The following is a 22,650-nucleotide window of genomic DNA, read 5'->3' on the forward strand; positions in this document are numbered from 1 at the left end:
AGAACGTCTCAAAAACAGACTGATGTGCTTTTCCAGAGTGCGAGGACCACGGGCTAGCTCCTCCGTGGCAGTCCATCAATCCAGCTTCTTCTTCGGCGGGGCGATGGTAGGAGCGGCGGGGGCGGTGCCACGGGGACGAGGGGGAGTGACGGGTGAGAGACGCTGGATTTCAAAGGTCGTGAGGTTCACTGCGAGGTCGAGCTTGGTGAGGAATGTCCAGGTGGCGGCGACGCCGATCTCGTCGGCGACTTTTCGGGCCTCTAGGTAGGCATCAAAGGCGTCTGGCATGACTTCAAATTGCACGACGCCATTCGGGTCTGCTTTGACGTCACGCATGAGGCGGATGTAGGCGGAGTTTTGCTGCTTGAGGGCCTCGATGGTCTCGCCACCACCGCCTTTGGGCGAGAGGGCGAGGCGGATGTAGGCGAGGGTGGGCTGGGGGTCCGGCTTAAAGGTGTAGGAGCCTGAGATGAGGGGATTATTGGCTGCACGCTCGAGCATGGGGACAAGGCGAGTAGCGTCATAGATGGTGCGGGCTTTGCTGGCGTCTTCGATGTTTTTCATCTTGGCGAGCTCTTTGACGAAGTAGTCGAGCACGTCGCGTGGCGCGGCCTTCACTTCGATGCTTTTTGCTCCCCAGGAGAAGATGATTTTGCTGCCGCTCTTGGTGGCCTTGATGATGGGGGTGGCGGGATCACGGGAGGGATCGAGCTTGGTCCATTCCGTGAGATCACCTTTGGTGGCGGCGAGGATGGCGCTGGCGACGATGGGCATGGTGCTGCGGGTGGGCACGGAGATGTCAGCGATGGCTTCGAGGATCTGCCGGGTAGGGGCAAGGCCACCACCAGAGAGGATTTTATAGGCCTGGGCTGCTTCGTCCAATTGGCGGCGATTGATGAGCGGAGCGATGTGGGGCCAAGCAGCAGCAGCGGCTGCGGGGGTGCCGAGCACACTTTCCATGAGCTTGGCAAAGGGGGCGTAGTCGGCACGCTGGTATTCGAGCTGCGATTTGATTTTTTCTAGGCCGTCGAGGATGGGCTGGACGAATTTCGGCTGGTTGAAGCTGAGGACGCCTTGCTTGGCGACGAGAACGCGGGTTTCGTTGGGTTTTTCAGGATACGGACGCGGATTGGGGAGGCGGACGTAGCTGGGGGGCGGGGGCTGAAAGACGGGCGTCTGGTCGAGCAGTGCTTTGAGGCGATCTAGCTCGGCGAGGAGCTTGTCGGTGGCGACTTTTTGAGCCTCGCGTTCTTTTTTGCGGTCTGCGAGCTGCTTGCGGTAGCTCTCGAGATCCATAGATTTCATCTTGGATTCGAGATCGGAGGTATCGACGGTCTTGAGGTCTTCGATGGCCTTCTTGAGGTCCATTTCGGCCTGTTTTTTCTTTTCCTCGATTTCTTTCGGGGTGAGCAGTTTGGGCAGTTGCTTGGCTTGCTCACGGATTTGGGCGAGCTCCTGCGGGGTGACGGGCGGGAGATCTGAAAGGACAGTGGTGACGGCATCGGAGATGCTGAGTCCGACCATGACGAGCACGATGATGAGCACGCCGACGACATTGGTCATCGTGTCCATGAGAGCCACGAATGGCAGCTCTTGTTCGTCGTGTCTGCGTTTAGACATGGTGATCGAGAATGGAGGTCAGGGAAGGCAAGGGAGCGGTTTTGACAGGATTAACAGGATTCACAAGATTACAGGATTTCTCTTTGGGTATGTGGTGTGCTGTGTGTTTCAGGGTAATCCTGCATAATCCTGTAATCTTGTGAATCCTGTCAAAATGGGGTTCGCGTAAAGGTTGGCATTGTTATCTTATTTGGTATTCGCAGCAGGTTTCTTTTTGGCGTCGTCTTTGGCAGGAGCTGGCGTGGCGGCTGGTGGAGGGGTGATTTTGCCACGGTATTTGTCGAACATGGCGAGATCGAGCTTTCCACGGCCAGGAATGGGCAGCTTGCCGGTGCGGACTTCATAGTCGTTGTCGGCACGGCCAGCGCCGTTGTTGTAAGCGCCCTGCCCATCGTCGCGGATGAGGAAGAGGAGGAGCGAGTTGGGGATTTTGGCGATTTCGGTGAGGAAGTGATTGTAGGCGACATCGGCGAGGACGACCTCGGCCGTGGCGCTGAGGCGGTAATCCTCTGCACCCCATCCGCCGAGGATTTTCAGAGCACCAGCAGAAGCTTCGACGAAGAAGATTTTGGTCCCTTCTGCCAAACCGCCGCCACTGGGCTGGACGATGACGGGGGGGACTTTTTTGTCTTCGGGAATTTGGCGGGCTTTGATCTCAGCAGTGAGTTTTTCGATTTCTGCCTTGGATTCGACCTGCTGCTTTTTGAGGCCTTCGAGTTCGAGGAGGAGGTCATCGAACTCCTTTTGCATTTGCTGACTGAGCTTCAAATTGCTGTCGAGGATGTCTTTGGAGGTGGCGAGGAGCTTGCGGAGCTTCACATAGCGCTGCTGGCGTTCTTCGATCTGCTTTTGGAGCTCATTCAGTGTCGCGATCTGCTCATTGACGATGATTTCCTGCTTTTTGGTCTCGGTGATCTCGATTCGGAGTTTTTTGGCCTCCTGGGCTTGCTCGACTTCTTCGACACTGCGGCCCTCTGTCTGCTGAGTCATGGAAACGCAGAGGACGACGATGATGAGGACGAGGACGCCGATGAGCGAGCAGAGAATGTCCAGGAACGGGACCAGAAGGATCTCGTCTTTGGGGGCATGTCTGCGCTTGGCCATGAGGTGAGTCGTTTAGATGAAAAAAGTGGGTGTGGGCGGCTATTCGCGGCTGAACCAGCCCTTTTTCTTTACCTGATGGATGAGGATTTGTTTTTCACCGAGCTGGGAGAGGACGCCATTGAGGCTCTGGATGCCACTGGAGAGGGCACGGATGTAATCGGTGGTTTTGTTGACGTTCTCGGTGACGGCATCGGTCATTTTTTCCCGCATGACGGTGAGTGCGGTGGTGAATTCGCGGTCCACGCGGGCTTGATGCTCGGAGGCTCGTTTTTCGAGGTTGTTGGCCTGCTCCACAAGGCGTGCACTGAGGGTGTTGAGATCAATGAGGAACTCTTTTTGAGCTGAGGCGACAGCTTTGACGAGTGTGTCCATGATGCCCTCCGTGCTGCCACCGGCGAGGCTGCCGCCGTCATTGAGGCGCGGGAGGAGGATTTCATTGCAGAAGGCGTCGATGCTGTTGAGGCAGTCGTCTTCGGCCTTCATCATGGAGTTCATGGGGAAATTCAGCGAGAGGGCGAGTACGAGGCCGAGGAGGGTGGCATCGAAAGCGGTGCCGAGACCTCCTGTGACAGTGCCGAGGGTGGAGGTGATCTGTTTGAGGTCACTCATGCCGGCAAAGTTCATGCCACTGATAGCGTGAGAGAGACCGATGACGGTGCCGATGAAACCGAGGATGGGAATGGCCCAGAGGAAGGCTTTGAGCAGGGTGTAGCTGCCGCCGATGCGCATGCTGTCGATGTCGGACTGGCTGGAGAGCATGTTGGTGACATCACCGGTGTTTTGTTTGACCTCAAAGAGCTCCAGAGCCTTGCGGATGCGGTTGACCATCATGCTGTCACGCAGGCGATGGGGGAGTTTGTAGAGATTGTCGATGAAGTTGCCGACGTTTTCGCGATTGATCTCAGCCCCCATTTCCCAGGGCAGGACATCGAGTAGGAGCGCTTTCTTTTGATGATTGAGCTTCTGGAGCTTCAAGTAGAGGATCGCCATGGCCCAGGTGAAGAAGAGCGTATTGGTGAAGCTCACGAGCATGTGCTTGAAGAACAGCGAGGCGATGAACTGCATCGTCGTGTAGGTGGCTGGAGCGGTGCCTTCGGGGGCTTTGAAGGGCCACAAAATGCCGATCCAGGCAAGAAAGATGACAAAGCCGATGCCAAAGCTGAGCATGGGATTGGGATTCGTCGGATCGGTCTCCTCCCAGCCGCCGCGTGCATTGCGATTCTGCTCGACGAGGAGCTCTGGGCCCGGAGGAGGAGCGTATTCTTGCTGAGCGGGGGCATTTACAGCATCCGGGGTTGGCAGGCCTGATGGTGCAGGGAGGCCGCTGGGCGGCGGCAGGCCCGCAGAAGTGGCATCTCCGGGGATTTGCAGTTTGGAGTCGCAGCCGGGGCAGCGGACGACTTTGCCAGCCATATCGGGCTCGACTTTGAGCTGCATTTCACAGGTGGGGCATTTGAACTTCACGGTGGGTGTCTCCTTCGGGTGTTAGGGGATGATGGATGTGTTTTGAGAGATGAAGAGGCTACGTAGGAGCCAATGATAATCTTGGGCTGCGCTGGGACTTTAATCGGTACCTCGCAATTCATGAGCGTGGGAGCGTGTCTCTGCGGCGATGACGCCACTGAGGCAGATGAGGCAGATGAGATTGGGCAGGGCCATGAGACCATTGGCCGCATCTGCAAAGTCCCAGACGGCCTGTGCGGGCTGCACGCTGCCAAAGAGCACTGCGAGCACCCAGAGGATGCGGTAGGGCTTCACCGCACGGGTGCCGAAAAGGTACTCGGCTGCTTTTTCTCCGTAATAACCCCAACCGAGGATGGTGGAGAAGACGAAGGTGATGAGCCCAAAGAGCAAAAAGATAGGCCCGATGGTGCCTAGGTCTGCAAAGGCGGCGCTGGTGAGTGCGGCCTTGGGCATGCCCTCTTTCCAATGCCCACTGCTGACGATGACGAGTCCGGTCATGAGGCAGACGACGACGGTGTCCCAAAAGGTGGCCGTACTGCTGACGAGGGCCTGCCGCACGGGATTGCGTGTCTGAGCAGCGGCGGCGACGATGGGCGCAGAGCCGAGGCCCGACTCATTCGAAAAGAGGCCGCGTGCGATGCCTGCCTGAGCGACTTCTTTGAGACCAGCTCCGACAAAGCCACCCACGGCGGCCTGGCCGCTCCAGGCTCCCTGCCAGATGTCCAGAAAGGCCTGGGGCAGCAGGGCTGCATTCTTGATCAAGACCAGCACACAGCCGAGGACGTAACCGATGGCCATGACGGGAACGAGGATTTCGCACACTTTCGCGATACTCTTGACTCCTCCGAGGACGACGGCGGCAGTCAATACGGCCATCACACTGCCCGCGACCCAGCGCAGGGTGATGACGGAGTCAGGCTTCACTTTGTCGATGAGCATTTCGACGATGCTGTTGGCCTGGGTCATGTTGCCGATGCCAAAGGCGGCGATGCAGGTGAAGGCGGCAAAGAGCACCCCTAGCCACCTCAGGCCCAGACCACGCTCCAGTGCATACATGGGGCCGCCCGCCATGCTGCCATCTGGCATGGTGATGCGGTATTTCACCGCGAGCACGGCCTCCGAATACTTGGTGGCGATGCCGAAGACACCTGTCATCCACATCCAAAGCACCGCACCGGGGCCACCCACTGCTACGGCACCAGCGACGCCGATGATATTCCCTGTGCCAATGGTGGCGGCTAGGGCCGTCATGAGTGCACCGAACTGCGACACATCGCCCTCCCCCTCTTTTTTCCGCGACAGCGAGAGCCGGATGGCCCGTGGCAGGTAGCGCTGGATGAATCCCGTGCGCACCGTGAGAAACAAATGCGTGCCAAAGAGCAACACGATGAGGGGCACGCCCCAGACGAAGCCGGAGAGCCAGGAAGAGAATTTTGCAAAGTCCATCCCATCCTTTTAGCCGCCGAAGGGTAAACCCGACAAGCAGAATCCGTGGATCACTTCTTACCAAACTTGATCCGGTCATAGACCTCCGCCAGCGGCAGCTTCAGGCCTAGCGGCTTGATCGGGATCTCCTGATCGAGCCCTTTTGCCTCCGTGAGGAACCAGAAGCCGTCTCCATGACGCTCATAGAGCTCAATGTGCGGACTGGTCTGACTGACGAGGATGTAGGCCTTCAGGGACTCGAGTTGGCGATAGTTTTCGGACTTCTTACCACGGTCGTAGCTCTCGGTGGACTTCGAGAGCACTTCGATCAGCACCGTCGGATTGATCGCTGTTTGTTGACGCTTGTCTTTCGGATCAAACTCCAGCTTTTTGCAGAACACTGAGACGTCTGGGTAGGTGATCAGCCCCGTGGCAGGAATCTGAATGCGCAAATTGCCGTCGTATGGGGTGCAGGTTTTGCCTTTGAGACGGGTACCAAGTTCTCGCAGCAGATTCATGACGATCAGACTGTGTTCTGGGCTACCACCTGCCATGGAAAAGATTTCTCCATCATAATACTCGCTCTTGTACGCCTCCTCCTCTTCGAGGTCGTAATATTCCTCGGCTGAATAGCGGACGATGACTTTCGGGATTCCCATTCGGCTAGGCTAGGTAGGCGAGTGCCTCGCGCCAACTGAAAATTGGCACCACAGGCTTACTCTACGGGCAAAAGCATTTGGGTCTGTTTTCGTGTCATTCATGCCAAGTGCTCAGTGCAAAGTGCTCAGTTGGTTTTGTGAAATCCACTAAGCACTGAGCACTTCGATCACCACATGGCATGCGAAATCAAAGCTGCCGGCTTTATCAGGTTCCCCCTTTACTCGCCGCTCTTCGGCTCGCGGACGACGCGATCGACGCTGTGCTTGGTGATGATGTTGCCCTGGGACTCGCGGTTTTTGATGGCCAGTGAGTTGAAGGGGAACTTGATCGTCAGATTCCGCAGGTAGAGCGCGGGTTTCAGGTGGACCACGGCGGTGAAGGCATTGCTCTCCTCCTCTGTCTCGTGGCGGATGAGGTAGAGCACGCTGGAGCCGGGGGTGCCACGGGTGAGGACGTATTCCTTATCACGCGTGATGCCGCCGATGCGGAAGCGCTTGGCCATGACGACGCCCTGGCGTCCATCACGATAAACCAGGCTGTACACGGCCTGATCGTCCTTTTTAAAGAGGCCGATGTAGGGCGGATTTTTGCCGACGAAGAATTTCTCTCCCGCTTTGGTGACGCTCATGGTGCCGTCTTTGGTGAAGAAGATCACATCATCCAGAGGTGAGCATTTGCAGAGCGGCTCCCCTTCCCTCTTCAGGCCAGTGCCGGCGAAGCCGTCCTTGGCATTGAGGTAGAGGGTCTCGTTCTGCATGATGACCTCGGCGGCGGAGACACGCTCGAGGGTGCCTGCGATCTGCGTTTTGCGCTCGCGACCTGGGCCGTAGGTCTTCTTGAGCCGCTCAAAGTGGGCGATGGTGTAGCGTGTGAGCTGCTTGAGGTTCTTCTGCACGCCCTCGATGTCTTCTTCGAGCTTCTTGATGTACTCGTCGGCCTCGAAGCTGTTGAACTTGGAGATGCGCTTGATTTTGATCTCGGTGAGCCGGGCGACGTCTTCGTCATTCACTTCTCGCTTGAGCTGGCTGAGGAAGGGCTTCAGGCCTTTCCAGATGGCGGCCATCACGGCTTCCCAGGTCTCGCATTCTTCGATCTTCCGGTAGATGCGGTTTTCGATGAAAATCTTCTCCAGGGAGCTGAAGTGCCATTTTTCGTTCAGCTCACCGAGTTGGATTTCGAGTTCCTGGCCAAGGAGCTTCTTGGTGTGCTCGGCGCTGGATTTCAGGAGCTCGGTGACGCCGACGAAGCGCGGCTTGTCCTCGAAAATGACCACCGCGTTCGGTGAGAGGCTGATTTCGCAATCGGTGAAGGCATAGAGGGCCTGGATGGTCTGATCCGCGTCTGCACCGGCGGGGAGCTGGATGACTAGCTCCACGAATTCAGCCGTGTTGTCGTCCACACGGGCGATCTTGATCTTCCCTTTGTCGTTCGCGGCGACGATGCTGTCCTGCAAACCGCCCGTGGTGGTGCCAAAGGGGATCTGGGAGATGACGAGGGTGTTTTTCTTCGGTCCGGGCTCGATTTTGGCCCGCACACGGACACGGCCGCCACGCTGGCCGTCATTGTAGTCGGTAGCGTCCATGATGCCACCAGTGGCGAAGTCGGGGAGGAGCTTGAAGTCCTCGCCACGCAGGGCGGCAATGCTGGCGTCGCAGAGCTCGATGAAGTTATGCGGCAGAATACGGCAGGAAAGACCCACCGCGATGCCTTCGACGCCCTGAGCGAGCAGGAGCGGGAATTTCACCGGGAGCGTGACGGGCTCTTTATTGCGCCCATCGTAGCTGGAGGCCCATTCGGTGACTTTGGGGCTATAGACGACATCGAGGGCGAATTTCGAGAGACGGGCCTCGATGTATCGCGGAGCAGCGGCGTTGTCGCCGGTGAGGGTGTTGCCCCAGTTGCCCTGGGTGTCGATGAGCAGCTCTTTTTGGCCGATTTGGACCATGGCATCGCCGATCGATGCATCGCCATGCGGATGGTATTTCATCGTATTGCCGACGACATTGGCCACCTTGTTGTAACGGCCGTCTTCCAGCTCATGCAGGGAGTGCAAAATGCGGCGCTGGACGGGTTTTAGCCCGTCATGGATGTGCGGCACAGCACGCTCCAAAATGACGTAACTGGCGTAATCGAGGAACCAGTCGCCGTAGAGGTCGTCCACGGGCTTATGCTCCACCGGGGCAGCGGAGGGCAGGATGGGAGAATGGGCGTCTGTGAGCTTGGATGAGGATTTTTTGGCCACGGGGCAGGATCGGAGGACAGGGATGGTTTTTGGAGAATATGGCCCCTATTAGGCGCTGTTTGAAAAACTGGCAAGGATTGGCGTCACGCCGGTCCAGCCAAAAAGGCAGCCTCAGGGCGCAATCTGTGGATACATTCTCTGCTTCTCGTCCCCAGGACTGCATCCGCCTCATCGGAAGAGCCCCTTCAGTCGATCAAAGAGCCCGCGCGGCCTCTGTGGCGGCTGATTCTGCGGTGGTGGGACAGTGGCGGCACGGGAAGGCGCGGCGACATTCCGGTGCTCCATGCAGAAGGACTGCGGCACCATTTCATAGGGCAGACCATCTTCATAGGCAGTGCCCGCATGGTGGCAGCCATCCGTAGCGAGCTGGCTACTCACCCGGCAGAGCGACACGCGAGAGAGCGGCAGCCCAGCACGGGGTGCCTCGCTCTTGTAGCCGAGCTTCAGCGCCGTCTTCATCACATCCGCCCAGATCGGCAGTGCGAGGCGGCCGCCATAGCCTTCATCAATGATCGTCTGCGGTGTATCGAGCCCCACCCACACGCCGCAGGTGAGTCGGTCCGTGTAACCGCCGAACCACGCGTCTTTGTAGTCATTGGTGGTGCCCGTTTTGCCCCCGCCGGGCTCTTTGAAGCCATGCTCGCTGCGCAAGGCGGCTGCGGTGCCTCTGTCCATCACCTGGGAAAGGATGCCGCGCATCACATGTGCCACGCCAGGATTGAGCACGGGTGATTCCCCCGCCGTGGTCTGGTAGATGATCAGGCCAGCTTTATCGACAATGCGGTCGATGATGAAATTCTGCCTGCGCACACCCTGATTCGGGAAAATGCTCATCGCCGTGGTGAGCTGGCTCGCATTGCCACTGAGATTGCCGATGAAGACCTGCGGATTGCGGTCCTTCGGCATCTTGAAGCCCGCATCCGCCAGCAGATTCAGCACCCGCTCGATCCCGGTGAAGTTCCCCAAGCGCACGGTCATCGTATTGCGACTGAGCACGATTCCATCGGTGAGAGTCTTCAGCCCCAGGAACTTGCCGTCGCTATTCTGCGGAGTCCAGCCGGGCTCAGAGCCGCTGATCTCTCCAGGCTGAATGGGCGCGTCATCAATGTAGGTGCCAGGCAGGAAACCTGCTGAAATGCCTGCCGCATACACAAAGGGCTTCACCGTCGATCCCACCTGCCGCGCAGCCAGTGTGGAGCGATTGAACTTACTCTGCCGGTAATCACGGCCACCGACGATGGCTAGGATGCCGCCCGTGTCATTGTCCATCAAAGTGAGTGCGGCCTGGAGATACGGCGTGGTCGAGATCTCCTTCGATCCATCCCAGGTGCGGTCAAAATCAGCCTTCTTGGAGTGCTTGTAGGCTTTGATCTTCTCCACTTCGGTCAGGCGCTTCTCCACAGCGGCCTCCGCAGCGTCCTGCACCTCTTTGCGAATGGTGGTGAAGACTTGCAGCCCACCTTCGGCGATTTCTTTTTCCGCCAGGATGTCATCCAGATCACGCCGCACCATGTCGAGCGCATAGCCGCCCTGCCCCTGGAAAACCGGCTGCGCATGCAGGATGACTTCCTCATACCTAGCAGCCTGCTCCTCATCGGGCGTGATCGCTTTGAGCGTGAGCATGCGCTGGAGCACATCGTTGCGTTCCTTGATCGCTCCTTCGTAATTGCGGAAAGGGGAAAAGCGCACCGGACTGCGAATGATGCCTGCGATGAGTGCCGCCTCGCTGAGAGAGCTGGCTCGCGTGCTTGCCGAAGTACACCTGACTCGCCCGCTGGATGCCATAGATCCCGGTGCCAAAGAAAATGCGGTTCACATAGTGCTCGATGATCTGGTCCTTCGCCTTCGTCCCGGTCGCGGCCTCGCGTGCTCGCAGCTCCTTCTCGATGCGCCGTGCCAGCATCATCTCCAGCAGCTTGCGGTGGATGGTGCGTGCATCGCCCAGCTCGGGGTAGCTATTCCGCGCTAGCTGCATGGTGAGGGTACTCGCCCCCTGCACGATCCGCCCGTCCTTCACATTCCGCAGCGTGGCACGGGCGACGCCTTTGAAGTCGATCCCGCCATGCAGGTAGAAGCGTGAGTCCTCACGGGCCAGCAGCGCCTTCACAAACAGCGGAGAGACCTCACTCAGCGGTACCACGATGCGATTCTCTCCATGCATCCGACCGAGGATCTGCCCGGTCGAGTCATACACCACCGTGCGCTCTGGCATCTGCCCCAGCGCCGCGAGGTCAAAGCTCTTCGCCATACTGCTATACACCGCCACGATGACCGTGAGAGCCAGCGTGGCCAGCAGCGAGCCACCCATGAGCATAAAGAGCACCGCTCGCTTCAATCGCTGCCAACGCGTCAGCACACGCCGCATCTTCGGAGCGGGCTTTTTGGCGGGAGAATCAGTTTTTTTCATCGAACACGGCTACGAAGCGCCCTTTCGGGTCAAAGTTCAAGCCTCAGACGATGAACTCTGCGTGAACTTCAATTTCACATTGGCGCCGCCCCTTCCTGCATTCCCATGGCGAGAATGACCACAGGGCCATCGTTTGGGGCTAAGTCATGAAATCACTCGCCCTCGCCTTCTTCGCTGCTTCCTCACTCGTAGCCGCCCCGGTCGCTGTCTCGCCCTCACTCATCGACTCGCCGCAGACCGGCGGATTGGAGTTCAAATCGCTCTCCGCGCTCAGCTTCGGCCCAGGCGGCCTGCTGCTCGTCGCAGAGCCTGGCACCGCCAGCATCGTCGCCATCCAAACGGGTGATGTCGGGCCTGAAGTCACTGCTTTGGCCAAACCCGTGGCCGACATCGGCAACGTCATCGCTGGCGGACTCGGTGCGAAGAAGGAAGACATCACCATCAAAGACCTCGCCGTGAATCCCGCCAGCGGACGCGTCTATCTCGATGTTCAGCGCAGGCCGGACAACGCCGTGCTCATCCTCACCGTCGATGCCGCAGGCAAAGTCACCCCCTTTGACACCGCCAAGCTGCCCTGGGCACGCGTCACCCTGCCTGGCGGCACCGCCAGCAAGGTCACGAACATCACCGATGTCGCCTTTGACGGCACGCGCCTCTTTGCCACCGGCACCTGCAATGAGGAATTCGCCTCCCGCATCTTCACCATCCCCGTTCCCGTCAAACACGGCGCCACCGCCAATGTCTTCAGCGCCGAGACCTACCACGTCGCCCACCGCAAATGGGAAACGAAGGCTCCCATCCAGAGCTTCATCCCCTACACCGGCAAAGACGGCACCTACGTCGTCGGTGCCTTCGCCTGCACTCCTGTCGCGAAATTCAAAGTCGATGACATCCAAAGCGGCGCACAAGTCAAAGGCGTCAGCATGGTCGAGCTCGGCAGCGGCAACCGCCCGCTCGATCTCTTCAGCTACACCGACAAAAGCGGCAAAGAGTGGCTCGTCGTCCACACCCAGCGCTTCAAGCAGAACGCCTTCGGCCCCAGCAAAATGTGGGGCACCCGCATCAGCATGGACTATCTCGACGCCCCTCAAACCAACGAAAACGCCGCCCGCCGCGACGAAAAACAATCCCAAGGCCCCGCTGGCATCGAAATCGTCGATGCCCTCTTCGGAGCCGTACAAGCCGACAAACTCGACAACACGAGGGCGATCGTTTTGAAGGACAACGAAGGCGTCTTGAGCCTGGAAGTGGCCGCCTTGCCGTGATGAGAGTCCAGCGGGACTGAAAACTGAAAAATGAGCCGAGAGAAACGAGACAGACAGCCGAAGGCTGCCCGTAGGGCGCAGCGCAGCGGAGTCAAAACTAAAAACTGCAAATTGGCTGGTGGCGCATCCGCGAACGCCTTGCGCCAATTTTCAGTTTTCAGTCTCCTGAGCTTTCTTTGCCTCACCGCCCCCTCCCTCTCCCCAGCGCAGACCGCAGTTCCCCAGGCCCGGATCGACCAAGGAACGCTTTCGATCCCTTCACACACAACCGACCCCAAGTTCGTCCAAGTGTATGCCGAGGGCTCCAATCAGCCGTTATTCGGCTCCTTCACCTCAGAGCACGGCATTCTGCACTTCAAGCCCAGCATTCCCTTCGCTCTCGGAGCTACTTACCGCGTGGAGATCCGCCATCCGGGCCATTTTTCCGACCTCCATGTCACGCTGGAGAAAAACAAGCCGCAGCGGCCCCAGGTCCGGCTCAGCCCAGCCACGCGTGAAGTGCCCGCGAACACGCTGAAGCTCTACCTCGACTTCACACAGCCGATGGAGCAGGGCGTATTCCTGAACTACATCACACTCCGCCAACAAAACGGCCAAGAAGTCGCCGGGGCCTTCCGCGAGACGGAACTCTGGACACCAGATGGCCAGCGACTCACGCTCATGCTGCATCCTGGGCGACAAAAAACCGGTGTGAACCTAAATCTCGACGAAGGCCCCGTCTTGATCGCAGGGAGTAGCTACACGCTCGCCGTGGATGCTCGCTGGCGCAGCACCTCCGGCATGCCGCTGGGCCAGGAGGCTACTTTTTCTCTCCAAGCCACCGCAGCAGACCATGCGCAGCCCGACCCCGCGAAATGGCAGATCCGCGTGCCCGCAGCGAAGACTCGTTCGCCACTCCAAATCACCACAGACGAGCTTTTTGAGCCCGAAATCCTCTGCCGGGCCCTCCAGATCCCGAAAATGCCGGGAGCAGCACACATCGAGCTCCTGCCAAAAAACCGCGTTTTGTGGTCCTGGACGCCGGAAAAGCCCTGGCAACCCGGTGAATATGCCATCCGCATCGACCCCGCCTTGGAGGATCTCGCAGGCAACAGCATCACCAAGCCGATGGAGGTCGATCTCACCGCCACAGCCCCCCCAGGCCACCACCAGCCAGCTCACCTTCCGCATTCCAGAGGAGGAGTAGCTCCGCCCCGATTGGTTTTGACCACTGTTTCTTAGCGAAAGCTCCCTTGTGTTCGCAGCGTACTTTCCACCGCAATTTACCCCCACCATGCGCCAATCCATCCCCCTCTCGCTGACCTGCGCGGCACTCGCTGCTGCGTCTCTCCATGCCCAGGACGCAGCCGAAAAAATCACCTACCAGGATCAGATCCGCCCACTCCTGGAAAACAAATGCTTCTCCTGCCACAATCCCGATAAGAAAAAAGGCGACCTCGATCTCACCAGTTTCGCCGCACTCATGACCGGCGGTGGTGGTGGTGCAGTCGTCGATCCCGGCAACGTCGATGGCAGCCGCCTCTGGACCACCTGCGCCAAGAAAGAAGAGCCCTTCATGCCGCCCGAGGGAGCGCCGCTCTCCACCAAGGATCTCGACCTCCTCGCCGCCTGGGTCAAAGGCGGCCTCCTCGAAACCAAATCCTCCATCGCCAAAAAATCCGCCAAACCCAAGGTCGATATGGCCGTGGCCGTCACCAGCGGAAAACCCACCGGCCCCATCGCACGGCCAGAGCACGTCCTGCTGGAGCCCGTCGTCGTCACACCACGCACCACCGCCATCACCGCAATGGCCCACAGCCCGTGGACGAACCTCGCCGCTATCGCCGCCCCGAAGCAGATCCTCCTTTACGACACCGACACTCGCCAACTCGTCGGCATCTTCCCCTACACCGAAGGCTACGCACGCAGCCTCCAGTTCAGTCAAAACGGCTCCCTCCTCGTCGCAGGTGGCGGTCGTGCCGGCAAGAACGGCCACGCCATAGTCTGGGATGTGAAAACCGGCAAACGCATCGTCGAAGTCGGCAAAGAGTTCGATCAGGCCCAAGCTGCCGACATCTCCCCCGACCACAAAATGGTCGCCATCGGCTGCACATCAAAAAAGGTAAAATGCTACGACACTGCCACCGGCGATGAATTGTACACCATCAGCAAACACACCGAGTGGCTCCTGGGCACGAAATTCAGCCCCGATGGCGTCCTCCTCGCCACCAGCGACCGCAACGGCAACGTCATGGTTTGGGAAGCGGAGAATGGCGGTGAATTCTACATCCTCGGTCAGCATAAAGCCGCCTGCGGAGCACTCGCCTGGCGTGCAGACTCCAATCTTCTCGCCTCCGGCGGCATGGACGGCAGCGTCATGATTTGGGAAATGAACGAAGGCAAAAAAGTCAAAGATTGGGCCGCACACACTGGCGGCGTACAGTCCGTCGCATTCACCCCAGATGGCAAAGTCGTCTCCAGTGGCAACGACGGCCTCATCCGCGTGTGGGACATCAATGGCACCAAACTCGCCGAAGCCGCCTCCCAGGGCGACATCGTCACCAAAGTCATCGCCAGCGCAGACAACAAAACCGCCATCTCCGCTAATTGGCGTGGCGAGATCATCCAGTGGAACCTCACCGCAGGCGCAGCACTCTCAGAGCTCGGTCGCTACATCAGCAATCCCTCCCCCATCGCCCAGCGCATCGTCCAAGCAGAGCAACGCATGGCCGAGCTCACCACCAAGATCCCTTCCCTGACGGAAGCCATCAAAAAGGCCGAAACAGATGCCAAAGCACGCGATGAAGCCCTCGCCAAGCTCCGCGCCGAAGTCGCAGAAAACGACCGCCGCTCCAAAGCCTACCCCGGAGAGATCGCCAACGAAGAAAAAGCCCTCGCAGCACTCAAAGCCACCCTCGACAAAGCCATCGCGGACCACAAAGCACGCGTCGCAGCCATCAAAGCCCACGCAGAACGTGCCACCAAGCTCGCTGCTCTCGAAAAAGAACTCGCCCCCATCGCCGCAGAGGCCGCCAAGCTCCCCGCAGCAGATAAAGCCGTAGCAGATGCCACCGCCGCACTCGCCCCTGCCCCAGCAGACGCCGCACTCCAGGCCAAACTCGCCGCAGCAAAAGCCGCCCAGCAAAAAATAGCCCCCATCAAAGCCAAAGCGGATCAACTCACCGCCGCCGTCGCCAAAGCAAAGGCCGAGCTCGGTGCCGCACCCGCTCCCGTCGCTGATCTCGATAAAATCATCGCTGAAACCACCCCCAAGATCAAAACCGCAGCCGAACAACTCGCCGCCAAAAAAGCCGAATTGCCAAAACTCCCCGCCCTCGTCAAAGCAGGTCCTGATCGCATCAAAAACGGCGAAAACAATGTCACAGCAGGCAAAACCGCCCTCGCCACAGCACAGTTCACCCTCAAGGCCACTCAAGACGAAATCGGCGTCCTGCAAAAAGTCCCCACCGCACTCAAGGCCGCTCAATTCAACACCGCCGTCCTCGCTGAAAAAGAAGCACTCACAAAACTCGAGACCGACTTCAACGACTTCACCGAAGCCAAAAAAGACGCCGAAGCCGCCAAAGTCGCCGCAGCTCAACGCATCACCGATTCCAAGAAAGCCATCGCAGATGCCGCCGCCGCTCAGCCCGCCCTCGACGCAGCATTGAAGAAAGTGCAGGACATCGCCACCGCAGCAGAAACCACCATCAAGCCCATCCGTGAGGCAGATGCCGCCGCCAAGGCCAAAGTCGATGAACAAAAAACCATCATCGCCACCAAACAGGCCGAAATCGCCGCAGCCACCAAAACAAAAGACGAAGCCATCGCCGCCGCGAAAAAAGCAGCCGAAGACATCAGCAAAGTCATCGCCGAAAAACGCAATGCGCTCGCACAAGTCTCCACCAAGCTCAATGCGCCTGAACAAGTTGTCACCGCCAAAAAAGCCGTCGTCGCCCAAAAAGAAGCCGCCGTCGCCGCCACCAAAAAAGCGGTCGCAGACCTCACTGCTGCCCTTCCGGCCAAAGAAAAGGCTGCTAAAGACGCCGAGCCGACTGTGCCGAAAATTTCTGCCGAAGTCGCCCCGGCTGAAAAAGCCCTCGCCGACGCCCAAGCGACCAAAGACGCCGCCAAGATCGCCGAAGCCCAAAAAGCACTCGACGCCAAAAAAGCCGCCAGTGCCGCCGCACAAAAAGTCCTCGCAGACGCCCGTGCCGCCGCAGCCAAAACAAAGGCCGACCTCGCCGCTGCCACCAACAACTCCAAAACAGCCGAACAGCAGCTCACCACCGCCAAAAATGAATTCGCCGCCGCAGAAAAAACTGCCGCTCCCACACGCGGACAGCGGGACGCCATTCAAAAAGAAGTCGATGCCCAGTCCAAAGCCCTCGCCGACAAACAAGCAGCCCCAGCCGCCGCTGAAAAAGACCTCGCCGCCAAAGTCGCCCCGCTGAACGCCGCCATCGCCGCTGCCAAAACCGCCCTCGCCCCGCTCGAAGCAGCCTACGCCGCCGCCCACGCCAAACTCGAAGCCGAACAAAAAACGCTCGATACCAAAAAAGCGGCCGCAGCCACCGCGCTCGCCGCCGCCGACTCGAATAAGGCCAAAAAATCCACTGCAGAGTCCACCATCGCCGGAGCCACCAAAGAAATCCCCGAAAAGGACAAAATCATCGCCGAGTGCACCGCCGAAATCACCAAAATCCAACCCCAGCTCGAACCAGCCAGGAAAAAGGTCAAAGACATGACCGATAAATATTTGGCCATGCTGCCCAAGTGAGGCAGTTCAAAAAAACGCCTTCATCCATCGAGCAGTTTTATCGCAGAACTCTCAATCAGGAGTTCCGAACACTCCTACTCGCAAATCCCTTAGCGAGCACAGCTTCTCCGCGCCCTCGTCCATCGCAATCCCCCGCACCGCCCGTGCTCCATCCTTCCGCTTCGCCCCAAAGCGCTTCCGCTGGCTCTTGAAGATCGCGTTCACGAACTCTTTGCCGCCGATCACTGCTCCATCCGTAAAATATCTCACCCGGCACCTCAGCGCCTCCGCCACAGGTAGCCTCCCTCCTCGCTTCATCACCTCACGCCGAGATGTCTCGCTGATCGCCCCCTTCTTTGTCCCATCCGCATTTGTTTTCGAAGCCGTGCCCCAGGTAAACAAGAGCTTTCGGTAGTGCTGCACATGGCCCTCCTCGGGTTTGCGTCCCTCCAATTGCCCTAGTGCCACCAGCTCGATGCTGCTCTTTGCCACTTTGATCCCGGCTTCCGCCTGCGCATAGCCGCCCCACCGGTAATCCTTTGGATCTGTCACCAACTTCGCCCGCACGGGGTTCAGGTCCACATACGCCGCCACCATCGCCAGCGCCGTCCCACCACCCTCCACCAGAGTGCTGCGATAGCGCTCTTCCCACAGCGTGCCTTTGCGCTTCTCCTTCTTATTAAACCACTGCGTAAAGCGCTGCTTCAGCGACTTCATAAACGCCGAAATATCCCACATCCGCGCCATCAACCCATCGATGATCTTTTGCGCATCCGCCTGCGCTCCGATCTTGCGCAAATGCTCCACCTCCGCCCTCACCTGCCCCTCCGTCGCCTTCCCAAAAGACCTGCGCACAATCCCCAGCACCTCCTCCTCCGTCGGCAACACCTCCGGCCTGCGTGGCACCTCCACGAGCACATGGAAGTGATTCGAGAGCACACAAAACGTCACGACCCGCACCTGGCAGAGCGTTTCATACATGCGCATGAGACCAACGAACATCTCACGCTCCTGCTCCTTGAGCCGAAAGCCTCGATCGACCACGCGAGAGACGCAATGATAGTAAGCGAAGGGGAGATGCTTGGGAGCCTTAAGCCGAGCCTGGCGCATGATAGGGAAGGGAGAAGGATGGAGGGAAGCGAGCGGGAAAGGATGACGAGAATTGGCGGCTCGGAGGAGTGGGCGAAGCTTGCAACGAATCGGCGTGGCGCAAGCGGTATATGATAAAGGGACAGACCTTTTGTACTTCCACGAACACATGCTCCCGAACACTTGATGCCGTGCTCTACATGGCTTTCAGAGTGAGACTCCGCGTTTCCAGGGGAGGAAGTCGTCTTGGCCGAGGGCGACGGCTTTGGGGGTGTAGCTACCACTGGCGGTGGCTAGGACGAGCTCCAGGATTTCTTCGCCACTCTGCGGGACTGTTTTGGCGCCCGTGATGATGGGACCGCAGTCGTAGTCGATGATGTCGGGCATTCGTTCAGCGAGCGTGGTATTGGTGCTGAGTTTTAAGGTGGGGCAAATCGGGTTGCCGGTGGGCGTGCCTAGTCCGGTTGTGAAGAGGATCATCGTACAGCCTGCTCCAGCTAGCGCAGTTGTGCTTTCGACATCGTTGCCTGGGGTGCAGCAAAGGGTGAGCCCTCCATGTTGGCGGATGGGCTCGGCGTAGTCGCAAACATCGACAATGGGTGCGCTGCCGCCTTTTTTGGCGGCTCCAGCTGATTTGATGGCATCCGTAATGAGTCCGTCACGAATGTTGCCAGGACTTGGATTGGCATCGAATCCACTGCCGCATGCTCGAGCAGCGTTTTCATATGCACGCATGAGGGTGACGAATTTATCGGCGATCTCGGGGGTGATGCAGCGGTCGCAGAGGCTTTGCTCGACGCCGCAGAGCTCGGGGAATTCGCTCAAGACAGGTGCACCTCCTAATGCGGCGAGCAAATCTGCTGTGTGACCGATGGCTGGATTGGCACTGATGCCGCTGAAGCCATCACTGCCGCCGCACTCGACGGCCATGATGAGATCGCTCAACGGGGCGGGGCTGCGTGTTTGCTCGTTGGCGGTGGTGAGGGCGAGAAATGTGTCGCGGATGGCACGCTGCATCATGTCGCGTTCGGATTGGCTTTTTTGCTGTTCGTAGATGAGCAGTGGTTTTTCGAGTCTGGGGTAGAGTGCGGCCATTTCCTGCTCGAGGAGGCTGATCTGTGCATGTTGGCAGCCTAAGCTGAGGATAGTGGCTCCTGCGACATTCGGGTTATGGATGTAGCCAGCGAGTAGGCGGCATAGCGCTTGTGCATCCTGCCGTGTGCCTCCACAGCCGAGTCCGTGTTCGAGGAATTTGACACCATCGACGTTGGGAAAGTGGCGCGTAGCTTTCTCTTCATGCTCACTCTCCATTTGAGCGGCGATTATTTCGTCTGCGGATGCTCCTCGACGATGTAGGTCGATGATTTTCCGTGCAAAGCGTTCATACGGCGAGGTTTTGCCGTAGCCGAGCTCCCTCACGAGTGCTTCCCGCATGAAGCCTAGATTGCGATTTTCGCAAAAGACGAGGGGGATGACGATCCAGTAGTTCGCCGTGCCAGCTGGGCCATGGGGCCGCTGATAGCCTTGGAAGGTGCGGCCCGTCCAGCGTGTGATGTCTGGTGGTGTCCAGGTGTAGGCGCTTTGTTTCCCGGTAAAGGTAGCGCTGGAGTGCTTCAGGTTGCTCGTGTGGAGCAGGCTACCACGAGCAATAGGCTGGGTGGCAATACCGACGAGTACACCGTACATGATGACTCGTTCGCCAGCGGCGAGATCACGTGCTGCGAATTTTTGCTTGGCGGGGATTTTTTCGTGCAGGGTCCAGGTCTCTGTACCGAGTGTGAAGGTGGAGCCAGGAGGGAGATCGCGGAGGGCGACGATGGCGTCGTCGGCAGGATGGATGCGGAGGGCGGGTATCATGTCCGTTTTCTTTAAAGCGGTGGTCAGTGGGCAGGGCAACGATGAAAACTGCTTTCACCCGCACTGGGCCGGTGTAAGCAAAATTGACGCTATGTCTTTCCAAGAATCATCCATTGCTATCCTCTCCCCTGGTTTGCTGGGCGGCTCGCTCATACTGGCGATTCGGAAAAAATACCCGCTGGCGACGATTCGTGTCTGGGCACGACGTGCAGAGGCGCTGGATGAGGTGAAGGCGCGGGTGCCCTCTGCTATTTGCTGCACGACGATCGCAGAGGCGGTGGCGGATGCGAGCCTGGCGGTGCTGTGCATGCCGGTCGAGCACATGCTGGCTGCGGCGGAGCAGATCGGCGCAGCGCGTGTGCGGCCTGAACTCATCGTGACGGATGTGGGTAGTGTGAAGGGGGCTGTGGTCAGTGCGCTAGAGCCTGTCTTGGCACAAAAAGGCATCACCTTCCTCGGTAGCCATCCGATGGCCGGATCGCATGCGACGGGCATGGCCCACGCACGAGCGGATTTGTTTCAAAATGCCGCGTGCTTGATCACGCCGACCGAGAGGACTCCGGCTGAGGCGCTAGAGCGTCTGAAGAGCTTCTGGTCCACATTAGGCTGCCACCTCTTGATCAAATCGCCCACCGAGCATGATCGCTGCGTGGCACGGGTCTCACATTTGCCCCATGTGATGGCTGCTTTGACCACTTTGGCCGCTTTGCGGGCAGATCCCAGTCATGTCGCTGCTGCGGCTGGTGGCATGCGTGACACGACACGCGTAGCAGCCGGCGATCCAGGGCTGTGGACAGGTATTTTGAGTCAAAACCGTGCAGAGGTGCTAGCGGCGCTCCAGGATGCGGCCCTGCATTTGCAGGCTTTGACTCAAATTTTATCGCAGCATCATGACACGGAGCTGCATGACCTTTTGAGTGAGGCCAAGTCGCTGCGTGATCTCATCACGCCGCATGGCGGATGATCTTTTGCTTCTCGTCCAACAATCCATCATGGAGCTCACATTGCCCGATTGACGGCACTGAGCACGGCTTTGATGGAGGCGAGCTCGATATTGGTATCGACCCCGGCACCCCAGACCAGCTTTCCTTGGGCCGTTTTGATTTGGATAAAGGCGAGTGCCGCGGCCTGCGTGCCGGAGCTTAGGCTCTGCTCGCGGTAAGTGCTGACTTCGAAGCTCGTTGCACCAGCATCCTTGATGAGCGCATCGGCAAAGGCTGCGATAGGGCCATTTCCGGTGCCGGTAATGCCACGTTCTTTACCATGAACGACAAGACTACTGCGACAGGTGAAGACGCCGTCCACGCCATCGGCATGGAAGTGGTAGAGCTGGTAGGGAGTCTCACGGAGGATGTATTCGTCCCAGAACATCTGCTTCAACTCGGCACCGCTGACCTCACGACCGAGTTTATCGACGATGTCATTGGCGATGGGGCCGAACTCACGCTGCATGTCCTTCGGTAGCTCGATGCCGAATTCGCTCTCTAGAAGATACGCGACGCCGCCTTTTCCGCTCTGGGAGTTCACGCGGATGACTTCGTGGTATTCGCGACCGATGTCGTTCGGGTCAATGGTGAGGTAGGGCACATCCCAGATGGATTTGTGCTCGTTGTAGCCGCTGAGTCCCTTCTTAATCGCATCCTGATGGCTGCCGCTGAAGGCTGTGAAGACGAGTTCACCGGCATAGGGCTGGCGTGGGGGCACGGTCATGCCGGTGGTGCGCTCATACATGGCGATAAGGCCATTCATATCGCTAAAGTCGAGCTGGGGAGCGATGCCGTGCATGTAGAGATTCATCGCGACCTGCACGATGTCGAGATTCCCCGTGCGCTCACCATTGCCGAACAAAGTGCCCTCTACGCGATCCGCTCCTGCGAGCAGGCCCAACTCCGTGGCGGCTGTACCGGTGCCGCGGTCATTATGCGTGTGCAGACTGATGATGAGGCTGTCACGGTTTTTGATGTTTGTGCAGATCCACTCGATCTGGTCGGCATACACATTCGGCATGCAGACCTCCACGGTATCGGGCAGATTGAGGATCATTTTATGCTGCGGCGTAGGCTGCCATACATCCATGACAGCCTCGCTGATTTCTTTGGCGAATTCGACCTCGGTGGCGCTGAAGCTCTCTGGCGAGTATTGCAGCGTGACGTGCGTACCACCGGCGGTGAGGCGGTGCAGGCGGTCTTTGATCATCTGCGCTCCTTTGATGGCCACGGTGATGATTTCCTCCTTCGACTTCCCGAAGACATACTTCCGCTGCGCAGGCGAAGTGGAGTTGTACATGTGAATGACGACCTTTTTGGCCCCGATGAGGCTTTCGACGGTTTTTTCAATCAAATCCTCCCGCGCCTGCACCAGGCACTGGATCGTGACATCGTCTGGGATGCGCTTTTCCTCGATGAGGCGGCGGTTGAAGGCGAACTCGGTGTTCGAGGCAGAGGGAAAGCCGACTTCGATCTCCTTGAAGCCGCATTTCACCAGTGCATCGAACATATCGAGCTTCTGCGACACATTCATGGGCACAGCGAGGGCTTGGTTGCCATCACGCAGATCGACGGAGCACCAGATAGGGGCTTTGGAGATGGTTTGAGAGGGCCAGCGGCGGTTTGGGAGCGAGACGGGGTCGAAACGCTGGTATTTGGCGGACGGATTTTTTAACATGAAAAGTGCAGAGCAAAGGATGATTGACGGTGCTGGGCGGTGCCAGAATGAGAACGCAGCCGTGACATGACGGCTAGGGGGGTATGACGAGGAAACGCGGGCCGCCTACCCTCGC

Annotated in this window: 15 protein-coding genes; 4 read left to right on the forward strand and 11 right to left on the reverse strand. The window is 58.6% G+C overall.

Annotated features, from left to right (window positions below; genetic code table 11):
• Positions 1-75: 75 nt before the first annotated feature.
• The 8 genes from IPK32_25005 to IPK32_25040 all read right to left on the reverse strand — a co-directional run bounded on the left by IPK32_25005 (position 76) and on the right by IPK32_25040 (position 10,922).
• Entirely contained in the window at positions 76-1,620 is a 1,545-nt protein-coding gene (locus IPK32_25005) for a hypothetical protein (protein MBK8095139.1), read from the reverse strand.
• Between the two features lie 186 nt (positions 1,621-1,806).
• Positions 1,807-2,724, reverse strand: coding sequence for a hypothetical protein (locus tag IPK32_25010; protein ID MBK8095140.1), 918 nt, complete (start codon positions 2,722-2,724; stop codon positions 1,807-1,809).
• A gap of 39 nt (positions 2,725-2,763) precedes the next feature.
• The gene (locus IPK32_25015; GenBank protein MBK8095141.1) at positions 2,764-4,188 is read right to left on the reverse strand and encodes a MotA/TolQ/ExbB proton channel family protein; all 1,425 of its coding nucleotides are present in this window, start codon (positions 4,186-4,188) and stop codon (positions 2,764-2,766) included.
• 99 nt (positions 4,189-4,287) lie between these two features.
• A complete protein-coding gene (locus tag IPK32_25020) occupies positions 4,288-5,634 on the reverse strand; it encodes a sodium:alanine symporter family protein (protein ID MBK8095142.1) in 1,347 nt (448 codons plus the stop codon).
• Between the two features lie 50 nt (positions 5,635-5,684).
• Positions 5,685-6,272 carry a Uma2 family endonuclease gene (locus IPK32_25025; protein ID MBK8095143.1) on the reverse strand — a complete coding sequence of 196 codons (588 nt, stop codon included), beginning with the start codon at positions 6,270-6,272 and terminating at the stop codon, positions 5,685-5,687.
• A 218-nt stretch (positions 6,273-6,490) separates the two neighbouring features.
• A complete protein-coding gene (locus tag IPK32_25030; GenBank protein MBK8095144.1) occupies positions 6,491-8,470 on the reverse strand; it encodes a DNA gyrase/topoisomerase IV subunit A in 1,980 nt (659 codons plus the stop codon).
• Positions 8,471-8,683: 213 nt separating this feature from the next.
• Positions 8,684-10,204: a hypothetical protein gene (locus IPK32_25035; protein MBK8095145.1), complete on the reverse strand. Its 1,521-nt coding sequence runs from the start codon at positions 10,202-10,204 to the stop codon at positions 8,684-8,686.
• Positions 10,107-10,922, reverse strand: a complete 816-nt coding sequence (locus tag IPK32_25040; protein ID MBK8095146.1) for a transglycosylase domain-containing protein — start codon at positions 10,920-10,922, stop codon at positions 10,107-10,109. Before IPK32_25040 ends, IPK32_25035 begins: the two co-directional genes overlap by 98 nt.
• 146 nt (positions 10,923-11,068) lie before the next feature.
• Here IPK32_25040 and IPK32_25045 point away from each other — a divergent pair, with 146 nt between their 5' ends.
• From IPK32_25045 to IPK32_25055, 3 genes are all read left to right on the forward strand, one after another.
• Entirely contained in the window at positions 11,069-12,187 is a 1,119-nt protein-coding gene (locus tag IPK32_25045) for a hypothetical protein (GenBank protein ID MBK8095147.1), read from the forward strand.
• Positions 12,188-12,325: 138 nt separating this feature from the next.
• A complete protein-coding gene (locus IPK32_25050; protein ID MBK8095148.1) occupies positions 12,326-13,408 on the forward strand; it encodes a hypothetical protein in 1,083 nt (360 codons plus the stop codon).
• A 52-nt stretch (positions 13,409-13,460) separates the two neighbouring features.
• Positions 13,461-16,946 carry a hypothetical protein gene (locus IPK32_25055; GenBank protein MBK8095149.1) on the forward strand — a complete coding sequence of 1,162 codons (3,486 nt, stop codon included), beginning with the start codon at positions 13,461-13,463 and terminating at the stop codon, positions 16,944-16,946.
• Positions 16,947-16,997: 51 nt separating this feature from the next.
• Here IPK32_25055 and IPK32_25060 read toward each other — a convergent pair whose 3' ends face one another.
• Both IPK32_25060 and IPK32_25065 read right to left on the reverse strand, forming a co-directional pair.
• Positions 16,998-17,969 carry a transposase gene (locus IPK32_25060; GenBank protein ID MBK8095150.1) on the reverse strand — a complete coding sequence of 324 codons (972 nt, stop codon included), beginning with the start codon at positions 17,967-17,969 and terminating at the stop codon, positions 16,998-17,000.
• 252 nt (positions 17,970-18,221) lie between these two features.
• Positions 18,222-19,871 carry an altronate dehydratase gene (locus tag IPK32_25065; GenBank protein MBK8095151.1) on the reverse strand — a complete coding sequence of 550 codons (1,650 nt, stop codon included), beginning with the start codon at positions 19,869-19,871 and terminating at the stop codon, positions 18,222-18,224.
• A 91-nt stretch (positions 19,872-19,962) separates the two neighbouring features.
• Here IPK32_25065 and IPK32_25070 point away from each other — a divergent pair, with 91 nt between their 5' ends.
• Positions 19,963-20,835 carry a prephenate dehydrogenase/arogenate dehydrogenase family protein gene (locus IPK32_25070; protein ID MBK8095152.1) on the forward strand — a complete coding sequence of 291 codons (873 nt, stop codon included), beginning with the start codon at positions 19,963-19,965 and terminating at the stop codon, positions 20,833-20,835.
• Positions 20,836-20,870: 35 nt separating this feature from the next.
• Here the strand turns inward: IPK32_25070 and leuA are convergent, their stop codons facing one another.
• Complete coding sequence (leuA, locus tag IPK32_25075) at positions 20,871-22,535, reverse strand: 2-isopropylmalate synthase (GenBank protein ID MBK8095153.1); 1,665 nt, start codon at positions 22,533-22,535, stop codon at positions 20,871-20,873.
• Positions 22,536-22,650 lie beyond the last annotated feature (115 nt).

The organism is Verrucomicrobiaceae bacterium (assembly GCA_016713035.1).
Lineage (GTDB): Bacteria > Verrucomicrobiota > Verrucomicrobiia > Verrucomicrobiales > Verrucomicrobiaceae > Prosthecobacter.

Coding starts and splice junctions, on each gene's coding strand:
- IPK32_25010 (MBK8095140.1), bottom strand. CDS start 2,724: ATGGCCAAGCGCAGACATGCCCCCAAAGACGAGATCCTTCTGGTCCCG.
- IPK32_25020 (MBK8095142.1), bottom strand. CDS start 5,634: ATGGACTTTGCAAAATTCTCTTCCTGGCTCTCCGGCTTCGTCTGGGGC.
- IPK32_25040 (MBK8095146.1), bottom strand. CDS start 10,922: ATGAAAAAAACTGATTCTCCCGCCAAAAAGCCCGCTCCGAAGATGCGG.
- IPK32_25025 (MBK8095143.1), bottom strand. CDS start 6,272: ATGGGAATCCCGAAAGTCATCGTCCGCTATTCAGCCGAGGAATATTAC.
- IPK32_25065 (MBK8095151.1), bottom strand. CDS start 19,871: ATGATACCCGCCCTCCGCATCCATCCTGCCGACGACGCCATCGTCGCC.
- IPK32_25045 (MBK8095147.1), top strand. CDS start 11,069: ATGAAATCACTCGCCCTCGCCTTCTTCGCTGCTTCCTCACTCGTAGCC.
- IPK32_25070 (MBK8095152.1), top strand. CDS start 19,963: ATGTCTTTCCAAGAATCATCCATTGCTATCCTCTCCCCTGGTTTGCTG.
- IPK32_25005 (MBK8095139.1), bottom strand. CDS start 1,620: ATGTCTAAACGCAGACACGACGAACAAGAGCTGCCATTCGTGGCTCTC.
- IPK32_25055 (MBK8095149.1), top strand. CDS start 13,461: ATGCGCCAATCCATCCCCCTCTCGCTGACCTGCGCGGCACTCGCTGCT.
- leuA (MBK8095153.1), bottom strand. CDS start 22,535: ATGTTAAAAAATCCGTCCGCCAAATACCAGCGTTTCGACCCCGTCTCG.